This window comes from Agrilactobacillus fermenti (genome assembly GCF_047943045.1).
Taxonomy (GTDB): Bacteria; Bacillota; Bacilli; order Lactobacillales; family Lactobacillaceae; genus Agrilactobacillus; species Agrilactobacillus fermenti.
The window spans coordinates 776241-797284 of the sequence record NZ_CP181347.1; the positions used below are offsets into that span (position 1 = coordinate 776241).

Here is a 21044-nt window from a genome sequence, read left to right on the forward strand (position 1 = left end):
AATCACTTTTCCTTATAGCCATTTTTTCGAAGTCGGTCTTGACCTTCCTTGGATTCAAGATATGTACGTAGAAACTTATTAATAAACTCTTGATCCTGTTCAGAGAGTTCCGAACTTTTATAAAATAGCCGTCGGTTGTTTTCTATAATGTCATCAACATTAATTCGATCATCTTGATTGTCAGGGGATTTTCTACCTAAGAGGTAGTCCGTTGACACATCAAAATAGTCTGCGACTTTTTGAAGTCTTTCACTGGATGGAGATTGTTTATCCCATTTTCTTATGCTACCTTGACCAAAATCAAGTTTGCGCTCTAGTTCTGCAATAGTTATTCCTTTTTGGTTAACTAGGTCTTTAATCCTCGATAGAACACTCATTTGTAACGCTCCTAAGTGCTATCAAAAAAAGTTTGGACAAAAATCCAATATTTCGTTTGACAAATGGATAATCGTCTATTATACTGTTTTTTGTAAGCAAGATTAATAGTGCATACATCCTAAAGCCTCTTTTGTCTCCCCAGACAGAATTATAAGGACGTACGCCGTATTTATTATGCTTACATTATGGATGATTATCCATTAATTGTCAACAATTACGACAAAAATAGTTGATAATTATCAATTTTATAGGTGGTGAGAATTTGGAATTAAAGAATCAAGTCAAAATCGCATTAATTAAGAAAGGTTGGAGCCAGCGGGAACTTGCTCGCCAGATGGGGATTTCAGCACCATATCTTCAAGATATTCTGGTTGGTAACCGAACCCCGGAACAGCGGTTGAAGCAGATTGAAGATTTATTGGATATCAAGTTAACCAAGGAAGTGATGTAATGAATTTGCTGGTTGCATATAGAAAAAAACGAGACTTGTCTCAGAAGGAATTTTCAGAGCGTTTAGATATTTCGGCTTCTTATTACAACCAGATAGAGAATCAAACAAGGAATCCTAGTTTTAATGTGCTTCGAACTTTAGCGAAGGTCTTTCCGGATTTTGACATCAATGCTTATCTAAAAAAATACACCCCATCCGGTGAATGAGGTGTATTGCGAAATTGATAAGTTTCAACTTATCACCGGCAAGCAGAGCAGCTTCCCTAGTATCGTCGCCTAGGCTTGTCCACTCATTAGGGTTGTTTTACGTCGTTACATCAACAGCTTCGACCGCCCTGCTGATGCGAGGGCTAAGCAATTGATGTTTCGCATTTTGGAAATGCTGGTCTCTCGACATAGCCTTAACCTATCGAAACTACAAGGTTAGTCAAAAATTCGCCCAAGGCCATCAGCCTCCCTTTGCTAAGACTAACTACAAAATCAGTATAACAAAACTTTGCAATATGCAACATAAGGAGGTGATGTGATGACCAAATTAACTGATGAAGATATCAACAAATTAAGCAACCTACTGAGTGGGCTATCCCTTAGCCAATGGAACGAAATCAAGAATGGAATAGATAAACTATATCATCCCGTGAAAAAAGCATTAACTTCCGAAGAAATCAATGCTTTGCTGTTGAACATAAAAGGATGGATTTAATATTCAACGATTTGAAGATGGAATGGACTGACTCGGTATTCACGATTTTTGTAGAATCCAGCGATGGTAATCGCTACTGCTGAATTTTTTGGATAGAAAGGATAATAAATGGATTTAAACCAAATTGAATTTAATGGATCCCACATTTACGTAGACGGAGTTGAGATAAAAAATATAACACGTATAGCAATTGAATCAGTGCCAGGAGAGCCCTCAGAAATTACACTGAAATTTCTTGCGCACATTAAAGATGAAATTGCTGATTGATTAAACTTGAAATAACATCAGACGAAACTGTTTTGAGTGTATCAAGTGAGAATGAACCTACTTTTTTGGCGATACTTTTTGTTTTATTCCAGTTCGTATCTTCTCTTATATCATTTAAAAATTTATGACCCTCAGGAGAAAGATCTTTTATTATAACATCCGGTCCCATGGTAAATTTCACGTTTTCTAAAAGTCCGGAATAATTGGCTTGACGAATATGATACATCACAGATTCAAAATCATATTTTTTAAGTAGACCAGCGTGCACAAAGTCGTCTAATCCGACTTGTTTACTAAACGATGAAGAACTTTCTACGACTAATAAAACATCTCTTATACAATCTGGATCAAGTTTCATTGTTTTGCCACCTTTCATAATTCAAGTATATCAATACATTAACTAGGGAAGTGATTTAAATGACCTTAACACATGAAGAAGAGCTTAATGCCTATCAAACAGGCGTCAAAGAAGCAGTGCTTCTAATGAATAAACGTTATTTATCAAGAGAAGAAGCAATGCAGTATGTTCGTATTGCTGATTCAGATGTAACATTCGCAAAATTGATTGCCTTAGGTTTAAGGAAGATTCAAATACCAGATTCCAGAAAGATTGCATACGATCGTAACGACATTGATGAGGTTTTAGATGGCTTGAAAATTTAGGAGGCTTGATCATGAATTATATTCCAATTGATCCGTTGAGTTTGTTCCTAGGCGTAGTGATTGGTGGGTTGACCGTATTAGTAACCATCAATCGGCACAAATGGTTTGGCTTTTGAAAGGAGGTGTATTAATGGATTTTGACTCATGCACAGCACTTGAAAATGTTAGCACCGTTCTAGAAGATTCCTCTAATTTGATCCAAACTTTGATGGATTATTTTTCGCAGTTAGAATATCAGCTAATTGAGATTGAATCTGCCAAAGCCAATAGAAATACTCAAAAGGTCAGTTCTTTAGAAAATATCTTAATTTATTCGATCAGTCGTGATTTTAGTAAGATGAATACCCTTTTGTCAGTAATCAGTTCATTAACTCAAAAGTCGGATAGTCAACTAAATATGATCGTAAATACTTTAATGGAGGTGAGGCCTAGCGAAAAAGAGCATAAAAATAGCTCGTCCAGTCTGCCAACCGTAACGAGCAAAGAAAAACATAATTCAATTTAATCTTACCACAGGAGGTCTAATTATGGCATTAATGAAAATTACTTTAGAGATCGATACCCAGGAAGACGCTGAAAAGGCGGCCAACCGAATCATTGATGTATTGGGACGCTTGACACAACAATTTGATCCTAATGAGGCTGTACCAACTTGGGACCCTCAAGGTGCAGAACAAAAAGCGGCCCCAGTGAAAAAGGAAAAGGCTCGGCCCATTAAAAAAGCTGAACCCGAAGCAGCGTCAAGTTCAGAAGTAGAAACAGAAAAGCCAGTTACTAAAGCTGATATCCAACATAAAATGGCTGCTTTGATGAATGGACATCGGGATGATTTGAAGGCATTGTTTGAACAATTCAAGGCTTCGAAGCTTTCTGAACTAGATGAATCTAAATATCCAGCCTTTATGAAAGCTTTGGAGGCGATCTAATGCCTGATGTACACGCCAGATTATCTGCCAGTGGGGCACATAAATGGCTCTACGCCCCACCAACATTATGGATGGAGGAGGGCTTGCCCGACTTCACAAGTCCCTACGCAGAAGAGGGGACAGCCGCTCATTCACTAGTCGAGCTCAAATTGAAATATGCCACTGATCAAATAACTAAGCGAACCTTTACCCGCCGCCTCAACAAGTTCAAAGAAGATTCCGACTGGTACTCCAAATCAATGGATGAATACACTGACCAGCATGTCGATTTAGTATTAGAGGCATTAAATGAAAGACCTAATGCCGTGCTGTTTTCTGAACAGCGCGTGGATTATGGAAAGTGGGCACCCGGTGGTTTTGGGACGGCCGATACACTGATCGTAGATGATGGACTGCTGGATATCTGGGATTTCAAATATGGCAAAGGGCAGTTGGTTAGGGCAAATTACAACGTTCAGATGATGTTGTATGCCTTAGGGGCAGTCGCTGAATATTCGTTGATCTATGAGTTCGATAAAGTTCGCATGACCATTTCTCAACTCAGACTTGGGAACTTAGATACTTTTGAGATTTCGTTACCTGAGTTACTGGCTTGGGGTGATGATGTCGTGAAGATCGCCGCAGACCATGCCATCAATGGTGATGGCCCCAGGGACTGGGATAACCCTCAGACCTGGCAATTTTACAAGGCGATGGGCTTCGATAAGTCTTTGGCAGAATACAATTTAAAAATACGCAAGTATAAATTTAAGGAAGCTAATACCCTGAAGCCAGAAGAGATCGAGGATATCTTAGACCAAGCCCCACGAATCCGTAAATGGTTAGATGCTGTTGAGGCTTACGCCACGAAACAACTATTCGATGGCCACGAGATCCCTGGTTACAAATTAGTTGAAGGTCGATCCAATCGTGTGATCACAGATAAAGAAAAAGCAGCGGCGATCCTTGAAAAAGCAGGTTATGAAGATATCTATCGGCCAAAAGACCTTAGAACCTTGACTCAATTAGAAAAAACAGTAGGTAAAGCAGAGTTCAGCGAACTGCTCGGCGATCTGATCGATAAACCAACAGGAAAACCGGCGCTAGTTACTGAAGACGATAAGCGTCCAGCATTGAATTCGATCGCTCAAGCAATCAAAGATTTTGAGGAGGACTAAAGATGGGAAAATTATCAATTCTAGGGGCAACCCGTGTTCAAGCATTGCAAGTCATTTTAGATAAGGAACGTGACAAACGCCTTAAAGCACTGGGTGAATTTAAAAGTGTCGATTCATATAGCAATCAATCATTGATAGAAAAGGCTCTTGATAAAGCCAGTATCACTGAAGAGGATATTAGTAATTACAATGCCCTAACAGAAAAATTAAAAGACTATGACCTCGTTGATAACTATCATCATAGTCCAATTCGTAAATCGGCAATTAGGACCGAAAATATCTTGTCGGATGAAGAAAAATTCACGCCTGAACAGCTAGAATTCATTCAAAAAAAGAAAGTGATCAGGGATGATATTGCTAATCGAAAGAATCAACTTTGGTTATGTGAAACACTTGAAGAAGCTAAAAAAATCGTAGGAATTGAATAAAAAAGGAGATCAATCATTATGTCTGAAAATACAAAGAGTGCTACTAAAGTTATTACAGGTAAGGTCCGTTTAAGTTTTGTTCATTTATTAGAACCCCATGCTTTTGAAGGTCAGGATCCTAAATATTCAACAATGATTCTGATTCCAAAGTCTGATAAACAAACTTTGAATCGGATCAAAAAAGCTCAAAAAGCTGCTTATGATGCTGCTAAATCCAGCAAGCTCAAGGGGGTGAAGCCTGAAAACCTTAAGACAACCCTTCGTGATGGTGATGAGGAACAGGATACCGAATCTTATCCTGAATTCAAGAATCATTACTTTATCAATCTTTCTAGCAGAACGAAGCCGGGCATTGTTGATGCACACCGGGACCCAGTGACCTCTGAAGAAGAAGTTTACTCTGGGGTCTATGCTCGAGTATCTATGAACTTTTATGCTTACAACACGGCAGGTAACAAGGGGATCTCTGCTGGTTTGAATAATGTTCAGATCATTGCTGATGGTGACTTCTTGGGTGGTCGTGCTCGGGCGGAAGATGACTTTGATGACTGGGAATCAGACGATGACGAGGCTGAGGTAGACGACGATCTGTTTGGTTAGGAGGTCAACCATTTGAAAGCAAAAAAATTAGAACGTGCTTTAAAAAATGCCACTAGTCAAAGTTCAACGCGACCAATACTACAATGCGTTCACTATGATCCAGATGGCAGTATCACGGCAACTGATTCGCACATCATGCTTAGACTAGATTCGATGCATTCATTGAAGCAGCCCTTTAATTTAAATCTACAAACATTTCGTGAAGAAGATGGAATCTACCCTGATACGCTACGCTTGATTCCAGACAACAAAACAAACTCAGCTAGTTTTTTGCTCAGTGCAGCGGACATTACAGATGTGCTTGGTTTTCTAAAAGCCCTCAAAACTGAAGTTGTTACCTTGGCAAAAGCTGATGCTGGACTAACTTTAAAGACCAAAACACAGGAGTATCTCTTGTCTATCCAGGACTTTAAGGGTGCGCTCAAGAAGCTTTCAGTAACTGCTAATAATCTATTCAAGTGCCTGCAGTTTTATAGTGACTACCTCAGTGGAGCCCAGGACAAAGTTCGAGTTTCCTACTATGGTGACCTCAGTCCAGTGCTGTTTGAAAGTAAACAAGCCACTATCGTAGTCACTCCAGTACGGGTGTTTTAGATGGAAACGTTGAATATCGACATTGAAACTTATAGTGATGAGGATCTGCCGAATGTAGGGGTCTATAAGTATACGGATTCGCCTAACTTTGAGATTTTACTTTTCGCCTATGCTATTGATCACGGCAAGGTGACTTGTGTCGATCTGACTGAAAACGAGTTGCCGGAAGATTTACTGGTAGCGCTGACCGACCCAGAAGTGATTAAAATTGCGTTCAATGCCCAGTTTGAACGAGTAGCGTTGACCCATTATTTGCGCCGATTGAATCGGTTAGAGAAAGATCAATGGCTAGATGCTCGCCAATGGCATGACACCATGGTAGAGGCCAACGAACTTGGCCTGCCGGCTAGCTTAAAACAAGCCGCTGCGTACCTTGGTGTACCCCAGCAAAAAGATACTAGAGGCGTTCGGCTGATCAATTTCTTCTCTAAACCCGCTAAGCCAACTAAAGCTAATAACATGCGTAAGCGCAATCTGCCAGAAGACGCTCCCGAAGACTGGCAGACGTTCATCGACTATAACATCCAAGATGTACGCACAGAGATGGCAATCGCTGATAAACTTAAACGATTTCCAATGAAGTCTAGTGAATGGGCATTGTGGGCGATGGATCAGCGAATCAATGACCGCGGTGTCGCGATCGACGTACCTTTAGCCGATGGGGCCGTGCAGTTAATGGAGTCACAAAATGATAATAACTTAACTCAGCTTAAGGCCATTACCGGCTTAGAAAATCCTAACAGTTTGAAACAGTTCAAAAGTTGGTTAGCCAATAATGGCCATCCCTTTGATAAGTTAGGTAAAGCCCTAGTGCAAGACGCTTTAGCCAAAAAGGACCTACCAGACAATATCAGTCAAGCCTTACAGTTAAGGTTGAAGTTGTCTAATGCCAGTACCAAGAAGTATTTGAAAATGGAAAACGCTCGTTGTTCTGATGGTCGGGTCCATGGACTGTTACAGTTTTATGGGGCCAATCGAACTGGGCGTTGGGCTGGCAGGTTATTACAAGTTCAAAACTTGCCCCGAAACTACATCGGCGAGTTAGATACCGCTCGACAATTAGTCAAAAGTCAAGATGGTGAAGCCATTGAATGGTTTTATGACTCGATCCCCGAAGTGTTGAAACAGCTGATTCGGACCGCTTTGATCCCGAAGCCCGGCCATCGATTGATCGTGTGTGACTTCTCTGCCATCGAAGCCAGAGTCATTGCTTGGTATGCCCATGAGAAATGGACCTTAGAAGCTTTTCGAACCCATGGTAAGATCTATGAAGCTACGGCTAGTCAGATGTTTAATATTCCTTTAAAAGAGGTGGATAAGCCAACTCGACAAAAAGGAAAAGTAGCGACATTAGCTTTGGGTTATCAAGGTTCTACAGGGGCACTTGAAGCCATGGGGGCTTTGAAGATGGGCATCACGGAAGATGAACTGCCAGAGCTGGTAGAAAAATGGCGCAAGGCCAATAGTCATATCGTGCAATTTTGGTATGACACAGAAAAAGCCGCCAAAGCAGCTTTATCCGATGGCGGCGTACAGGTCTTGCAAAAAGGGCTAAAGTTTTATAAAAAAGGCGGCTTCCTATTCATCCAACTGCCTAGTGGTCGCAAACTTGCTTATGCCAAAGCTAGGCTAGAAGAAGGCACCTATGGCCCGCAGATGGTCTACGAAGGTCAAGGTGACCGGGTGGGTTTCACTAAATTGCACACGTATGGTGGCAAATTGGTGGAAAACATCGTGCAAGCCACGGCTCGCGATTTGCTAGCTGAGGCCATGTATCGATTAGAACAACACAGCTATCGTGTTATCTTTCACATTCACGATGAAGCGGTGACGGAAATGCCCGAAGGCGTTGGCAGTGTTGCAGAAATGCGTGACATTATGTGTGAACCTGTCAGCTGGGCAAAGGATTTGCCACTCAACGCTGCTGGTTTTGAAAGCAGTTATTACATGAAAGATTAAAACTGAAAACACAGAGACGAGTGAAAGTAAGACAATAATGGGGGAGTTAGAAGGAAAGTGAAGTGAATTATTTCTTAATAACCGCGTAGTCTTTAAAAAGGTCAGTCGATAAACTAACGAGAGATATTGAGAAATAGAAAATAAAAATAATAAAGAGTTTTAGCTTTGATAAGGAGCTCAATATGTTTGTTAAACTAATAATTGTGAACATGTAAGGCACAAATGATTCAATGAAGGAAGCAATTAATTTAAATATTTTCCCCTTAATTTTATCTTTAACAAATTGAAGAATTATTTCTCTATAAACAACCATAATTCCTAGTGTCCAAAGTACAGGATAATTTTCGTTCATTTTAACAGTTAAAGGGTGAAAAATAAAAGGAAGAATTGCTAATATGACAAATAAAATAATGCCAACAAATAGTTTTAAATGATATTTATTTTTGCTATTGTATAAAAATTCCGTACTAGGTCTATCATCATAGGGCCTTTGCTCAATGGAAAGTATTGTAGCTACTTTTTTATTTTTATCAAAAGTTAAGCAAACATTTTGTCCCTTGTAAACTTTAATATACTCTTTACTGAAAATTGTTTTTAATTTAGCTGATTTCTCTTTAAAGAATGGAACGTATATTTCTTCATCTTTTAGTTTTACTATGCCAAAACGATCTCCCTGTTTTCCTGTTGAAATAACTGTCCCAGTTTTTGAATTTGAATTCACAGTAATAACCAGCTTTCTAATATTATAATACTCATTTTATCATAAATATTTTCGGAAGGAGGTCGATCATGCAAGTCATCAATAAAAAATTACAGTCCAACCCCACGTTGAATCTAGCAACAGCTACCAAAAGAACAACTAAACGCTGGCACAACCAGGAAATGACCTGGCATGATTTTCTGAAGCGATTGAATACCCCGACCATTACGCAAGAATCACAGTCTGAGTACTTCAAAGCTTCTAAAGGTCAGCGTGATGCTATCAAGGACGTAGGTGGCTATGTGGGTGGCTTCTTAAAAGAGGGCCGGCGTAAAGCGGACATGGTGCAATCACGCAGCTTGATCACTCTAGATGCTGATTTTCCAAGACACAATCTATGGGAAGATGTGAATCTAGTCTTCGATAGCGCCATCGCCGGGTACTCGACACACAGTTACACCAAAAAGAACCCACGTATCCGTCTGATTATTCCGCTAAAGCGATTAGTCACACCCGATGAATATGTCCCTTTAGCTCGACAAGTTGCCCAGCTGTTTGGCATGGATAATTTTGATGATACGACTTATCAGCCAGAGCGTTTGATGTACTGGCCGAGTCATAGCATCGACGCAGATTATTTCTTTGAATATCAGGATGGGCCATTGTTGGATCCAGATGAGATCTTGAACCAGTATGAAGATTGGCGTGATTCGAGTTTTTGGCCAGTTTCTAGTCGGGAGTCCAGCGTACACGCCAAGCAAGCAAAAAAGGCGGGAAACCCCTTAACTAAGAATGGGGTCGTTGGCGCTTTCAACCGGACTTATGACATCAAGTCAGCCATTGATACATTTTTAAGTGATATCTATGAACCCACCGCGCATGATGACCGCTACACCTATATACCGGGAACCACCACCGGTGGTTTAGTCTCATATGATGACAAGTTTGCCTATTCTCATCATGGCACGGATCCGACCGGGGATATGTTGACGAACGCCTTTGACCTAGTGCGTTTACACAAATTTGGGAGTTTAGATGATAAATCTAAAACAGATATGGCAGTCACGAAGCTGCCGAGTTTCAAAGCCATGGCAGAATTTGCCTTAGAAGATACTAATGTTCGTCAAGAAATGGATAAAGCTGCGTTAGGCAGTGCCCAAGTTGATTTTGAGAATACCGATGATATTCAGACAGAACGTTGGTTGACCTATAGTCAAAATGGATTGCCAGTGGTCAATACCTACAGTCTGGCACAAGTGATCACTGAAAAAGTCCCGATGTTTTTTAATGGTAACGAGTTTTTACGTTATGACCAAGATTCTGGTATTTGGCTGAATGATGCTGAAAATTATATTCATGGGCTATTGACTCGTGACTATTTGAAGAAATTAACCAAGATCAATCTACTACGTGAGACCGTTAGCGCCGTTCAAGGTCTAGAAATGGCTCATGATAAATTTCCAGAGGGAGATTTAAATAAGTTGGTTTTAGCCAATGGTGTTTATGATCTTAAGGCTGATACGTTTGAGACTAGCTTTGATCCTGCCCTTCATGCCAGAGTCAGTTACCCGGTTGAATATGACGCTGAGGCCGAGTGTCCGACCTTTGATGGCTTCTTGACTTGGTTAGTCGGTACGGAGAACAAGCCTTTTATTTATGAATGGCTGGGCTACCTTTTTTATCGAAACTATCCGATCCAAAAGATGCTATTCCTTTTAGGACCCGGCGGTACTGGTAAATCGACACTGATCAATATCATGCAAGCCTTGATCGGTGAGAAAGCTTATTCTGCGGTCACCTTGGAATCTTTGATGACCAAGCAATTTGCCCCCAGTGGGCTGTATCAGAAAACAGCTAATTTTGATTCCGATGCGAAACCTGAATATTTGAATGATGGGGCCGTATTGAAAATGTTGACTGGGGAAGACACCTTCTATGCTGATGTGAAATATGGCCAGCCCCTAGTATTTCATAACTTTGCTAAATTAACGTTTGCCATGAATAAGCTGCCAGCCATGCGTGATTTCAGCGGCGGTCTGAAACGCCGGACAATCATCATTAAGGTCAATAAAAAGGTCACTAATGATATCAAACAGAAGTACCCATTATCTCGAATACTCCAGGAGTTGCCGGGTATCTTCAATCAAGCTATGATCGCGCTGCGTCGAGCTTTAGAGAAAAGACAATTTACACTATCTGAAAGTTCTGAAAAGGACTTAGCAGATTGGATCAAGAGTAATGACCAAGTAGGAAGATTCATTGATGAAGCTTGTGAAGTTGGTAAAGATTTTACCGAAAAAGCTGAGGACCTTTACTTAGGCTATAGCGAATATAGTAATGATGCTGGGGAAAAGCCCCTGGGTAAAACCAACCTATATAGGCGTTTAGAGGAGCTAGGCTTTGAAAAGAGTCGGATTCGCATTGATGGTAGAAGGCCTTATATTTGGACTGGTATTAGGTTAAGAAATGATGATTTTGAATAGGGCCAAAAGTGGCCCATTTATTGGACCAAAATTGAAAATTCAAGGTGGAAAATAATTAATTTATGATCATAACAATCAGTTATAGATAATGAGTTATTTTATGTAAGTCCTCGATATTTTACAAAAACTAAAAATCTACCCTTCAAAATTGGGCCAAAACCCCTAAAAATGGGCCATTTCTAAAAATTTGGGCCAGCTATAAAGACTATCATACCAGTACTTTAAGGTGCGTTTGTCCCAAAAACCCAACTTTTTCTTCTATTATATATGTGTATTAAGTAATAAGAGTATATAGAGGGTATAAAAAGAGAGTACGTATATATATAAAAAGGTTTTGAAACAACTTTGGGCCAGCAGGAGTTAAATATGGAATTAGAACGAGATGTGGAAAACTATTTGATCCATCAAGTCAAACAAATGAACGGACTGACCTATAAATGGGTTAGCCCAGGTATCCGTGGGGTGCCAGATAGGATTGTTATTCTAGCGGGCAAGTTATTTTTTGTTGAATTGAAACGAGCCAATGGAAGTTTGCGTAAAAATCAGCAGTATCAGATTCGTAAATTGCGAGAACAGGGTCAATTAGTTTTTACAGTTTATTCAAAAGCTGATGTGGATCAAGTGTTAAATAAAATTTTCAATGAATGAGAGGTGATCAAGATTCAAGCCAAATTACATCAATATCAAGCTTATTCTGTCGAGTGGATCCTAGATCATCCTTACTGTGCTTTGTTATTAGACATGGGCCTGGGGAAAACTTTATCAAGTTTGACTGCCATTGATGACTTATTAGAGTTTTTCGGCGACACCGGTAAGATATTAGTGATCGCGCCCTTGACTGTTGCCAGAAGTACTTGGCCCAGTGAAATCAAGAAATGGGATCATACCAAGGGCTTGACCTATAGCTTGATTGTCGGTAAAGAGCAGCAGCGTATAGCGGCACTGGAACAGAAAGCCGATGTTTATATTACGAATCGCGAAAGCGTCGTGTGGTTAGTGGAACACTTTAAACAGCGTTGGCCATTTGAAACGGTGATCATTGATGAACTATCTAGTTTTAAGTCAGCTAAATCCAAGCGCTTTCGAGCTTTGAAGCAAGTTCGTCCCTTGATGAAACGGGTGATTGGCTTGACTGGTACACCCGCACCTAATTCATTGATGGATTTGTGGCCACAGATCTATTTACTGGATCGAGGTAAGCGCCTTGGCAAGACTATCACAGAATATCGCAACAAGTATTTTCATGCAGGTGTTTCAAACGGCCATGTTGTTTATAACTGGATATTAAATGATGGGGCTGAAGAAAAGATATACGCCAAATTGGATGATATCTGTATTTCCATGAAGTCCAAAGACTATCTAACTTTACCGCCGCGAACGGATAATGTGGTCAAAGTCCAGCTATCTTCCAAAGAGCTGCGGGCCTATCGCCAGTTAGAGCGTGACTATATCTTGGAAAATGATGGTGGTGAAATTGTAGCCAGTAATGCGGCAGTGCTGGCCGGCAAACTTTTACAAGTTGCCAATGGGGCTATCTATGACGAGAACGAAAAAGTACGAGTGATCCATGATCGTAAGCTGAAGGCTTTAGAAAATATCATTGAGGAAGCCCAAGGACAGCCGGTATTAGTTTTTTATAATTTTAAACATGACTTGTCTCGGATCCAAAAAGCTTTTCCAGAAGCCAAAGTACTAGATGTAAAATCTGGAGACGTTGAGAAATGGAATCAGGGTAAGATACCGATCTTACTAGTACAGCCTCAATCGGCAGGGCATGGGTTGAATTTACAGCAAGGTGGCCACATCATTGTCTGGTTCTCATTGACTTGGTCATTAGAGTATTATCAACAGGCTAATGCTAGATTAGACCGACAAGGTCAGACACAACCCGTTATCGTTCATCATTTAGTTACAGAAGGTACGATCGATGAAGATGTTATGAAGGTCTTATCTGGAAAAGCTAAGAATCAGAATGAGCTGTTACAGGCGTTAAAGGCTAGAGTTGAGGGGATAAGGAGGAATAAACCAGTTGGTTGATACTAAAGATGACATCGTTCAAAAAGTACTTAAAGAATTTGAACGTCAGCAAAGTCAAAAGAAAAAAGAACATAAAGATTTTCGGCTGCGCAATACTAAAATATTATTACGTGAATATCGTAAGCTAAAGGCTCATGTTGATATTGCCCCTGAAGCTATGATTACACCAGATGAATATAAATTACTTTCTGGAGGTCACCAAGATATTTCAACATTGCAACGGTATAAAATCTCAACGAAACATTTACTACAATTTGTAGATGCCATTCTTAAAGCCTATAAAGATTATTGTCAGGCCGGAGATAGGTTTGACCAAAGACGCTGGCAAATTATTAACAGAATGTATCTTGCCAAAGAACGACAGACCCTGGCAACTTTGGGTGATTATTACCATATTGATAGCAGTGTTGTTGGTAAAGAGCGCAATAAAGCCGTTCAAGATTTGAGTATCATGCTTTTTGGAATGCAAGGACTAGACGATTTTTTTGATACCTATCTGGTTTGAGTCATGCCGATTATTTGCCGACACAATGCCAGATTTAAGTATTATTATGATAGTATAGAATTTTGTCTTTGAGATGAATGTGGTATTCCTCCCAAAGCGCCCATGCCCTGACTCCTTTATGAAATGAAAGTGGTATCCTAGAATTAGCTAGGGTACTATTTTTGTATGGAGGTGTGAAGGTCATGAATAGTTCGGATAAACAAGAACAAGAGCGTAGTTTAGTGTCTAGATTTAATTACTGGGATAGTTACTATCAAAACGATGAGCCTCACGTTAATGACTATAGATATGAGGAGTTACACAAGGAGCTGGAGACACAACTATTAAATGATTTGAATAAAATTTCTGACAATAATTATGCTGATGAAGATTTATACGAAATAAAAAATAAGTATTATGATTATGAAGCTTCTGAACGGGCAAGAAGTGACGTTTTTAAGAAGAATCATAGTTCAAAATAGACACTTCGGTGTCTTTTTTAATACATAGAGTTCAATCAATCGGAGTGTGGTGATTTATGTGAAATTAACAGTCAAACAGCAGAAATTTGCTGATGAATATATCATTAGTGGCAATGCAACAGATGCTGCTATAAAAGCTGGCTATAGCAAGAAAACCTCATACTCAATCGGTAACGAAAACCTGAAAAAACCTGAGATTTCTAAATATATCGAAAAACGCAGAAAAGAAATTTCAGATGCTAAAATTGTGGACCAGCAAGAGATTTTGGAGCGGTTGACAAAGTTTGGTCGTGGTGAAATGACTGAGTCGGTTGCAACCGCAAAGGGTGTAGTTGATAATGTTCCAGTTGGAGCAAAGGAACAGATTCATGCGCTGGAGCTTTTAGGTAAACGTTTTGCAATGTGGACGGATAAACAAGAGATCAATGCGAATATTAAGCCGGTAGAAATCATAGATAATATTCCCGGTAAAGAAGACGATGCTGATGGTTAAGTTAATTGACCTAGTGGCACCGTCTTTTTATCAAGTTCATCGGGATATTCGTCGAAAGCAGCATTCCAACTATTGGCTGCAAGGTGGTCGTGGTTCAACGAAGTCCTCTTTCGTTTCCTTGGAGATTGTATTAGGCATCATGGCAGATTCAGAAGCTAATGCAGTGGTTATGCGGCGCTATCAAAATACTTTGAGAGAATCAGTATTTGATCAGTACCTTTGGGCCATTGATCAGCTTCAAGTGCCACACTTGTGGTTAGATTCGGTTAGCCCCATGCAATTGACCTATATTCCTACGGGGCAGCAGATTCGTTTTAAAGGCGCGGATAAGCCCCAAAATATTAAGTCCCAGACGTTTCGCCAAGGCTATACCAAATATAAACATTTTGAAGAAGTTGATGGTTTCAATGGGATCAAAGAGATTCGTTCCATTAATCAGTCGCTGAATCGCGGTGGTAGTAATATAACCACTTTTTATAGTTATAATCCACCAGCGTCACAAAACAACTGGGTCAATCAAGCGGTGGAACAAGCTAAGTTCCGTCAAGATACGCTGGTTCATAAGTCAGATTATCGCACGGTGCCGAAAGCTTGGTTAGGTAAAGAATTCATAGCTGATGCGGAACAACTTAAAAAAGATAACCCTAAGGCTTACGCCCATGAATATTTAGGTGAAGTTACGGGGACTGGTGCCGAAGTCTTTACGAATATCACACAACGTGAAATTACTGATGATGAGATCCAACGTTTCGACTTGATCTATCGCGGCTTGGACTTTGGGTTTGCCCATGATCCATTGGCCTATATTCAAGCCTATTATGATTCTACAAGGCGGAAGTTGTATATCTATGGTGAGGTTTATGCGGTGGCAATGGTGAATCGAGTTGCAGTGGCAAACATCAAAAAGCTGAATCCGAATAATAGCCGGATCGTTGCTGATTCTGCCGAGCCACGGACGATTGCTGAATTTAAAGACCAAGGTTTAAATATCGTGGGTGCTAAGAAGGGTCCAGGTAGTATCGACCACGGTGTGAAATGGTTGCAGGATCTCCGTGAAATCATCATCGATCCAATTCGCTGTCCCAATGTTGCTAGAGAGTTTAGTGGCTATGAATTGGATCGTGATCAGAATGGTAATTTCAAGTCAGGTTACCCGGATCGTGATAATCACTCGATTGATGCCACGCGCTATGCTTTACAAGATCAGATGAAGAAAGGAGGGTTCGTCCCTTGGAAATAAAGGTCATGCAAGAACTATTAAAAAATACCGACACACGGCGAGCAGGGTTCAATAGTCGTTTTCAGAAGTCAAAGAAGTATTACTTTAACGAGAATGACATCACCGATCGAAATAATGGGGAATCTAAAACTAATTCAAAGGGTAAAGATGATTTACTTCGAAGTGCTGATAACCGCGTCAGCCATAATTATCATCAATTACTAGTGGATCAAGAAGCTGGGTACTTAGCAACAACAGCCCCTCAGATAGATGTCGACGATAACGGTTTAAATGATTTAATCAAAGACACTTTGGGCGATAACTTCAACCTTTATCTGAATCAGCTGGTAGTTGATGCTGCCAATGCGGGGGTTGCTTGGGTCCATTATTGGATTGATAGTAGTGATCAATTCCGTTATGGCGTGGTGCCGCCAAATCAGGTCACACCAATTTATTCCAATGACTTAAATCGTAAACTGCTAGCCGTTCGTCGAAGCTACACGCAATTGGACCCAGATACTGGTAAACATTTTAAAGTTCATGAGTATTGGACGGATAAAGATGTGACGGTATTCAAATCAACATCATTTGATTATGGTGACCTGACCTATATGGAAGATCGTTTTCCAATCTATGATGTGGCCACAGGTGATGAAGTTGGGACTGGAGCTAGAATTGAACACGATTTTGGCCGGGTACCATTTGTGGCTTTTCCTAAGAATAAATATGAACGGCCTGACTTGTTAAAGTACAAGGGTTTGATAGATGTCTATGACAAAATTTATAACGGTTTTGTTAATGATGTTGATGATATTCAGCAAGTTATTCTGATTTTGACCAACTATGGTGGGCAGTCTTTAGATGAATTTAAAAAGGCTTTGAAAGATGATCATGCCGTCAAGTTTGAATCGACCGGTACTGGGGATAAGTCGGGCCTGGATAAGCTAACGATTGATATTCCTGTAGAAGCACGCAATTCTTTATTAAACACTACTGAAGCGGCTATCTTCAAAGAAGGCCAAGGGATTGATCCTAATGATTTCAAAACGAATAATGCGACTGGTGTGGCTATCAAAATGCTGTACAGTCATCTTGAATTAAAGGCTTCCATGACGGAGGCCTATTTTCGTATTGGCTTAACGGAGTTGATTCGGGCAATTTTACGTTGGCAAAAGGTAGCTGATGCCGATGGTCGTTCCATCAGTCAGACTTGGACACGGACGGCGATTCAAAATAATTTGGAACAAGCTCAAACGATTGCCCAAGTTGCTGCTTATTCTAGTGATGAAGCAATTGCTAAGGCCAACCCGATCGTTGATGATTGGCAGCAGGAATTAAAAGACCGGCAAGATGATGTTGTGAAAAAAGATGGATATGCTAATCCCGAAGCCCTGGACGATTTGAACAATGGTGGTGCCGATGAATGAATATAAATATTGGCAGCGCCGTTTTTTACAGCTCAAAGCGAAGCAGCTCAAAAATACAGAAGTCTATGAACGGGCATTACAGCCAGAACTCAATGGTTTGTATCGTGAAATCCAGCAGGAATTGAATCAGTGGTATGTTCGTTATGCCAATAATGAGGGCCTCACTTTAGACCAAGCGCGTAAAGTTCTGGCAAATATCAAAACCAAACATTGGCAGTTAACCCTGAAAGATTTTGAAGCTAAAGCCAAGCAAGGTGGTTTTGATCAAGAACTAGATCGTGAGTATTACCGCAGTCGCATTGCTCGGTTACAGTTATTAGAAACGCAGCTACAAAATTTAACGAAACAATTTGCTGATCAACAAACGGATAGTCTGAATAATGAATTACAAAAGCAATTCGAAGATACTTATATGCGGACAATCTACACGAATCAACTGGCCCATGGGCAATTGAGTGCTAACTTTGCCACCTTTAATGAGGATCAACTAAGACTAATCGTTGCTAAGCCCTGGGGGAACGATGGCAAAGATTTTTCAGCACGGATCTGGAAGAATTATCGTGAAGAATTACCCAACCAATTGATGAATGTCATGTTAAAAGGTACCTTGCTGGGATATAGTCCAGCACGCTTAGCCAGAGAGCTGCAACAAAGTTTTACCGATGTGAAGCGGAATAATATTCACCGCTTGATCATTTCAGAGCTGGGGCATATTGCTGAAGAAGCGACGGCCAAAGCCTATGAAGAATCCAACATTGAAAAGTATGAATATATGGCTACTCTTGAATCACACACTTGTACTATTTGTGGTCATTTAGATGGTGAGGTATTCAAGCTCAATGAGCGAAAGCCAGGTATCAATTATCCAGTGATTCATGCTAGATGTCGGTGTACCACTGTACCTTATCTGGAAGATCTACCACCCATTGAACAGCGTTGGATGCGTGATTCTGAAACGGGCAAAGGTAAACTGATCAAGAATATTAGTTTTGATGAATGGAAAAAATCATATGGGCGAAAGGCTAAGGCATGGTATAATAACTCGATGGAAAAGGAACAAGAGTTTGATGCTTTTAGATCCACTGGCAGAATTAATGATAGCTATATCAATTCTAAAGAATTTGTTGCTCAGTTTAATAAATACCAATTACAAGGGAAAGTCCGAGATTCTGTAGTATCCGAAGCACGTGAAATATTAAAAGAGAGAAATGGAACTCACTTTGAAACAATATCATTGATAAATGCTGAATCGGGTCGAGTTAGAAGATTTACTACTAGTCGATTAGAGCGTGCAATTGATAATTACACAGGAAATAAGGTTGCGGCTTATATTAAATCATCAACAGATCGATTTATTATGATTCATAATCATCCAGATAGCACACCGCCAAGCTTAGGAGATATCAGACAACTAACCTCAGGTAAACGAAAAAGGGTAAATCTTGCACTTGTAGTTGGACATGATGGAAGGTTATTCTCTTATACGAAATCTGCCATCACTATACCTTTTGATGTAACTATGGATGGAATAGTTGGTGAGTACGTTAAATTGGGATATAATAAGCGTAGAGCTTTAGATTTAGCCTTGAAGGATTTATCAATTTCTTATAATTTTGAGATTGGAGGTATAGATAATGATTGATACGAAAAAAATGAGACGTGATCAAATTAATCCGACATTAAGGGACTATTTACCTATACCTGCTGGTGAGATTGATGAGGCACCTATTAATGTTGAACCAAGTAGCAAGTCAAGAGATGAAATTTTAAAAAGTATTGCTAAAAGACGGGGTATTTCTGTTGAAGAAGTTATCGCATCATTACCCAAATTATAATTTATGGTTATAGCACTCAATAGTGAGTGCTATTTTTATACCCATTTTGTCCTGGGCATGACGTAAAAAGGTCTATTTATTTTACCTTGAAATGAGGTCGCACCTCGTAAATCTAGCGTGAAAGGATGTTGTGATATGAAACGTGAACAATTGAAAGGCTTGGAATTATCTGATGAACAGATCGATAAGATCTTAAGTATTAATGGTGCTGATATTGAGAAAGCTAAAGGTTCAGCTGGCACTGATCTTGAATCGATTCAGAAAGAAAATGAAACCTTGAAATCTCAAATTGCTGACCGCGACAAGGATTTGAAGGCATTAAAGAAACAAGCTGGGGATAATGAAGATTTGAACCAGAAATATTCTGAACTGCAAGATAAGTACAAGACTGAAACTGAAAAGTTAACTCATGAAGTTCAACAAACCAAGTTGAACAGTGCCCTTGATACAACCCTGACTGGTGCCAAAGTTCGTAATACCAAAGCTGCCAAGGCCTTGCTAGATATGGATAAAGTCAAATTAAATGACAAGGGTGAGTTAGAAGGGGTCAGTGAACAACTTGACGCCTTAAAAAAATCCGATGCCTATTTGTTTGATGAGGGTACCAAAGGTGGCTATGATCCTAAAGGTGGCAAAGGTTCAGATGATAATAACGAGGTCAACACAATGGTTGATGTATTCAAAAATTAGAAAGAAGGATTAAGTTATGGCAACAGTTAATTATGCCGATAAATATCAAGCGGCTGTGCAACAAGCTTTTTATGATGGTCATTTATTTTCAGCACCATTATGGCAATCTCCCAGCAACAATCTGATTCAATTCGATGGGGCGAAACACATCAAGTTACCTCGATTGACTATTGATGAGGGCCGTCGGGATCGGACTCGTCGGACGATTACTCAACCGGCGGCCAATTATTCTAACGATTGGGATTCTTATGAATTAAATCATGAACGTTACTGGTCTACTTTGGTAGATCCATCTGATGTTGATGAATCCAATATGGTGGTTTCCATTGCCAACATTACGAAGCAATTTAATTTAGATGAAAAAATGCCAGAAATGGATCGCTATATGTTTAGCAAACTTTTCTTAGAAAAGAAAAATGCTAACAATGGCGGTATCAGTGCCGATACTTTAACCGAGAAGAATATTTTGGACGCTTTTGACAGCATGATGGCCAACTTTGATGAAGCGCGAATTCCTAATTCGAATCGGGTCCTTTATGTCACACCACAAATCAATAAGATGCTTAAGACGGCTGATGCCATTAACCGTAGCTTGATCATCAATGATGTGAAAAATATTTCTCGGGCAGTTTACAGCTTGGATGAGGTCACCATCGTTGTAGTACCGTCTGACTTGATGCAGACTGCCTTTGATTTTACAGTTGGTTCTAAAGAAATCGATGACGCCCAACAAATTAATATGTTTCTTATTTACAACGGTGTGCAGATTGCTCCGCAGAAATATAGTTTTGTTGGTTTTGATGCACCGTCTGCCGCCAATTCCGGCAACTATTTGTACTATGAACAATCCTATGATGATGTTTTATTATTGAAGACCAAAACCAAGGGTCTTGAATTTGTTGTTGCCGACAAGGCAGCTAAACCGGCTGATGACAAAACAAAGCCAACGGATAAAAACACGATTGATGAGATTAAGGCATATTTAGATGCTAAGGGTATCAAGTACGATGCCAATGCAACGAAAGCTGACTTATTGAAATTAGTTGTTTAATAAACGGAGGTGCTTCTG

The 21044-nt window shown here is 40.0% G+C and carries 26 protein-coding genes; 23 read left to right on the top strand and 3 right to left on the bottom strand.

All coding sequences use genetic code 11. The features are described 5' to 3' along the window. Positions 1–2 precede the first annotated feature (2 nt). A complete protein-coding gene (locus tag ACNAN0_RS03735) occupies positions 3–377 on the bottom strand; it encodes a helix-turn-helix domain-containing protein (protein WP_416353897.1) in 375 nt (124 codons plus the stop codon). 263 nt (positions 378–640) lie between these two features. Here ACNAN0_RS03735 and ACNAN0_RS03740 point away from each other — a divergent pair, with 263 nt between their 5' ends. From ACNAN0_RS03740 to ACNAN0_RS03750, 3 genes are all read left to right on the top strand, one after another. Further along, on the top strand, positions 641–829 hold the full coding sequence (locus ACNAN0_RS03740; RefSeq protein WP_416353898.1) for a helix-turn-helix domain-containing protein: 189 nt from the start codon (positions 641–643) through the stop codon (positions 827–829). Next, positions 829–1035, top strand: a complete 207-nt coding sequence (locus tag ACNAN0_RS03745; RefSeq protein WP_416353899.1) for a helix-turn-helix domain-containing protein — start codon at positions 829–831, stop codon at positions 1033–1035. The genes ACNAN0_RS03740 and ACNAN0_RS03745 overlap by 1 nt, the downstream gene beginning before the upstream one ends. A gap of 319 nt (positions 1036–1354) precedes the next feature. After that, the gene (locus ACNAN0_RS03750; protein WP_416353900.1) at positions 1355–1531 is read left to right on the top strand and encodes a hypothetical protein; all 177 of its coding nucleotides are present in this window, start codon (positions 1355–1357) and stop codon (positions 1529–1531) included. Between the two features lie 244 nt (positions 1532–1775). Here the strand turns inward: ACNAN0_RS03750 and ACNAN0_RS03755 are convergent, their stop codons facing one another. Then, a complete protein-coding gene (locus ACNAN0_RS03755) occupies positions 1776–2156 on the bottom strand; it encodes a DUF2513 domain-containing protein (protein WP_416353901.1) in 381 nt (126 codons plus the stop codon). Positions 2157–2215: 59 nt separating this feature from the next. Between ACNAN0_RS03755 and ACNAN0_RS03760 the strand changes: the two genes are divergently transcribed. The 8 genes from ACNAN0_RS03760 to ACNAN0_RS03795 all read left to right on the top strand — a co-directional run bounded on the left by ACNAN0_RS03760 (position 2216) and on the right by ACNAN0_RS03795 (position 8125). After that, the gene (locus tag ACNAN0_RS03760; RefSeq protein ID WP_416353902.1) at positions 2216–2461 is read left to right on the top strand and encodes a hypothetical protein; all 246 of its coding nucleotides are present in this window, start codon (positions 2216–2218) and stop codon (positions 2459–2461) included. Positions 2462–2591: 130 nt separating this feature from the next. Continuing rightward, positions 2592–2966 carry a hypothetical protein gene (locus tag ACNAN0_RS03765; protein WP_416353903.1) on the top strand — a complete coding sequence of 125 codons (375 nt, stop codon included), beginning with the start codon at positions 2592–2594 and terminating at the stop codon, positions 2964–2966. 22 nt (positions 2967–2988) lie between these two features. Next, positions 2989–3387 carry a hypothetical protein gene (locus ACNAN0_RS03770; protein ID WP_416353904.1) on the top strand — a complete coding sequence of 133 codons (399 nt, stop codon included), beginning with the start codon at positions 2989–2991 and terminating at the stop codon, positions 3385–3387. Further along, entirely contained in the window at positions 3387–4544 is a 1158-nt protein-coding gene (locus ACNAN0_RS03775; protein WP_416353905.1) for a DUF2800 domain-containing protein, read from the top strand. The genes ACNAN0_RS03770 and ACNAN0_RS03775 overlap by 1 nt, the downstream gene beginning before the upstream one ends. Positions 4545–4546: 2 nt before the next feature. Then, complete coding sequence (locus ACNAN0_RS03780) at positions 4547–4972, top strand: hypothetical protein (protein WP_416353906.1); 426 nt, start codon at positions 4547–4549, stop codon at positions 4970–4972. A gap of 18 nt (positions 4973–4990) precedes the next feature. Then, on the top strand, positions 4991–5572 hold the full coding sequence (locus ACNAN0_RS03785) for a DUF2815 family protein (protein ID WP_416353907.1): 582 nt from the start codon (positions 4991–4993) through the stop codon (positions 5570–5572). A gap of 12 nt (positions 5573–5584) precedes the next feature. Continuing rightward, positions 5585–6166, top strand: coding sequence for a hypothetical protein (locus ACNAN0_RS03790; RefSeq protein ID WP_416353908.1), 582 nt, complete (start codon positions 5585–5587; stop codon positions 6164–6166). Beyond that, positions 6167–8125 (top strand): DNA polymerase, encoded by a 1959-nt coding sequence (locus tag ACNAN0_RS03795; RefSeq protein ID WP_416353909.1) that lies wholly within the window; start codon positions 6167–6169, stop codon positions 8123–8125. Between the two features lie 67 nt (positions 8126–8192). Here ACNAN0_RS03795 and ACNAN0_RS03800 read toward each other — a convergent pair whose 3' ends face one another. Beyond that, the gene (locus ACNAN0_RS03800; protein ID WP_416353910.1) at positions 8193–8846 is read right to left on the bottom strand and encodes a hypothetical protein; all 654 of its coding nucleotides are present in this window, start codon (positions 8844–8846) and stop codon (positions 8193–8195) included. Between the two features lie 68 nt (positions 8847–8914). Here ACNAN0_RS03800 and ACNAN0_RS03805 point away from each other — a divergent pair, with 68 nt between their 5' ends. The 12 genes from ACNAN0_RS03805 (at position 8915) to ACNAN0_RS03860 (ending at position 21026) form a co-directional block, all read left to right on the top strand. After that, on the top strand, positions 8915–11308 hold the full coding sequence (locus tag ACNAN0_RS03805; protein ID WP_416353911.1) for a DNA primase family protein: 2394 nt from the start codon (positions 8915–8917) through the stop codon (positions 11306–11308). Between the two features lie 366 nt (positions 11309–11674). Further along, on the top strand, positions 11675–11956 hold the full coding sequence (locus tag ACNAN0_RS03810; protein WP_416353912.1) for a VRR-NUC domain-containing protein: 282 nt from the start codon (positions 11675–11677) through the stop codon (positions 11954–11956). A 6-nt stretch (positions 11957–11962) separates the two neighbouring features. Continuing rightward, the gene (locus ACNAN0_RS03815) at positions 11963–13345 is read left to right on the top strand and encodes an SNF2-related protein (protein WP_416354167.1); all 1383 of its coding nucleotides are present in this window, start codon (positions 11963–11965) and stop codon (positions 13343–13345) included. Next, positions 13338–13850: a hypothetical protein gene (locus ACNAN0_RS03820; protein WP_416353913.1), complete on the top strand. Its 513-nt coding sequence runs from the start codon at positions 13338–13340 to the stop codon at positions 13848–13850. Before ACNAN0_RS03815 ends, ACNAN0_RS03820 begins: the two co-directional genes overlap by 8 nt. Before the next feature lie 182 nt (positions 13851–14032). Next, entirely contained in the window at positions 14033–14311 is a 279-nt protein-coding gene (locus tag ACNAN0_RS03825; protein WP_416353914.1) for a hypothetical protein, read from the top strand. A gap of 58 nt (positions 14312–14369) precedes the next feature. Continuing rightward, positions 14370–14804 (top strand): terminase small subunit, encoded by a 435-nt coding sequence (locus ACNAN0_RS03830; RefSeq protein ID WP_416353915.1) that lies wholly within the window; start codon positions 14370–14372, stop codon positions 14802–14804. Further along, complete coding sequence (locus tag ACNAN0_RS03835; protein WP_416353916.1) at positions 14797–16044, top strand: PBSX family phage terminase large subunit; 1248 nt, start codon at positions 14797–14799, stop codon at positions 16042–16044. Before ACNAN0_RS03830 ends, ACNAN0_RS03835 begins: the two co-directional genes overlap by 8 nt. Further along, a complete protein-coding gene (locus tag ACNAN0_RS03840) occupies positions 16035–17450 on the top strand; it encodes a phage portal protein (protein ID WP_416353917.1) in 1416 nt (471 codons plus the stop codon). The genes ACNAN0_RS03835 and ACNAN0_RS03840 overlap by 10 nt, the downstream gene beginning before the upstream one ends. Beyond that, positions 17443–19092 (top strand): minor capsid protein, encoded by a 1650-nt coding sequence (locus tag ACNAN0_RS03845; RefSeq protein WP_416353918.1) that lies wholly within the window; start codon positions 17443–17445, stop codon positions 19090–19092. The genes ACNAN0_RS03840 and ACNAN0_RS03845 overlap by 8 nt, the downstream gene beginning before the upstream one ends. Beyond that, on the top strand, positions 19085–19285 hold the full coding sequence (locus ACNAN0_RS03850) for a hypothetical protein (RefSeq protein ID WP_416353919.1): 201 nt from the start codon (positions 19085–19087) through the stop codon (positions 19283–19285). Before ACNAN0_RS03845 ends, ACNAN0_RS03850 begins: the two co-directional genes overlap by 8 nt. A 135-nt stretch (positions 19286–19420) precedes the next feature. Then, complete coding sequence (locus ACNAN0_RS03855) at positions 19421–19975, top strand: phage scaffolding protein (RefSeq protein WP_416353920.1); 555 nt, start codon at positions 19421–19423, stop codon at positions 19973–19975. Positions 19976–19991: 16 nt separating this feature from the next. After that, positions 19992–21026, top strand: coding sequence for a capsid protein (locus ACNAN0_RS03860; protein ID WP_416353921.1), 1035 nt, complete (start codon positions 19992–19994; stop codon positions 21024–21026). The last annotated feature ends 18 nt before the right edge of the window (positions 21027–21044 follow it).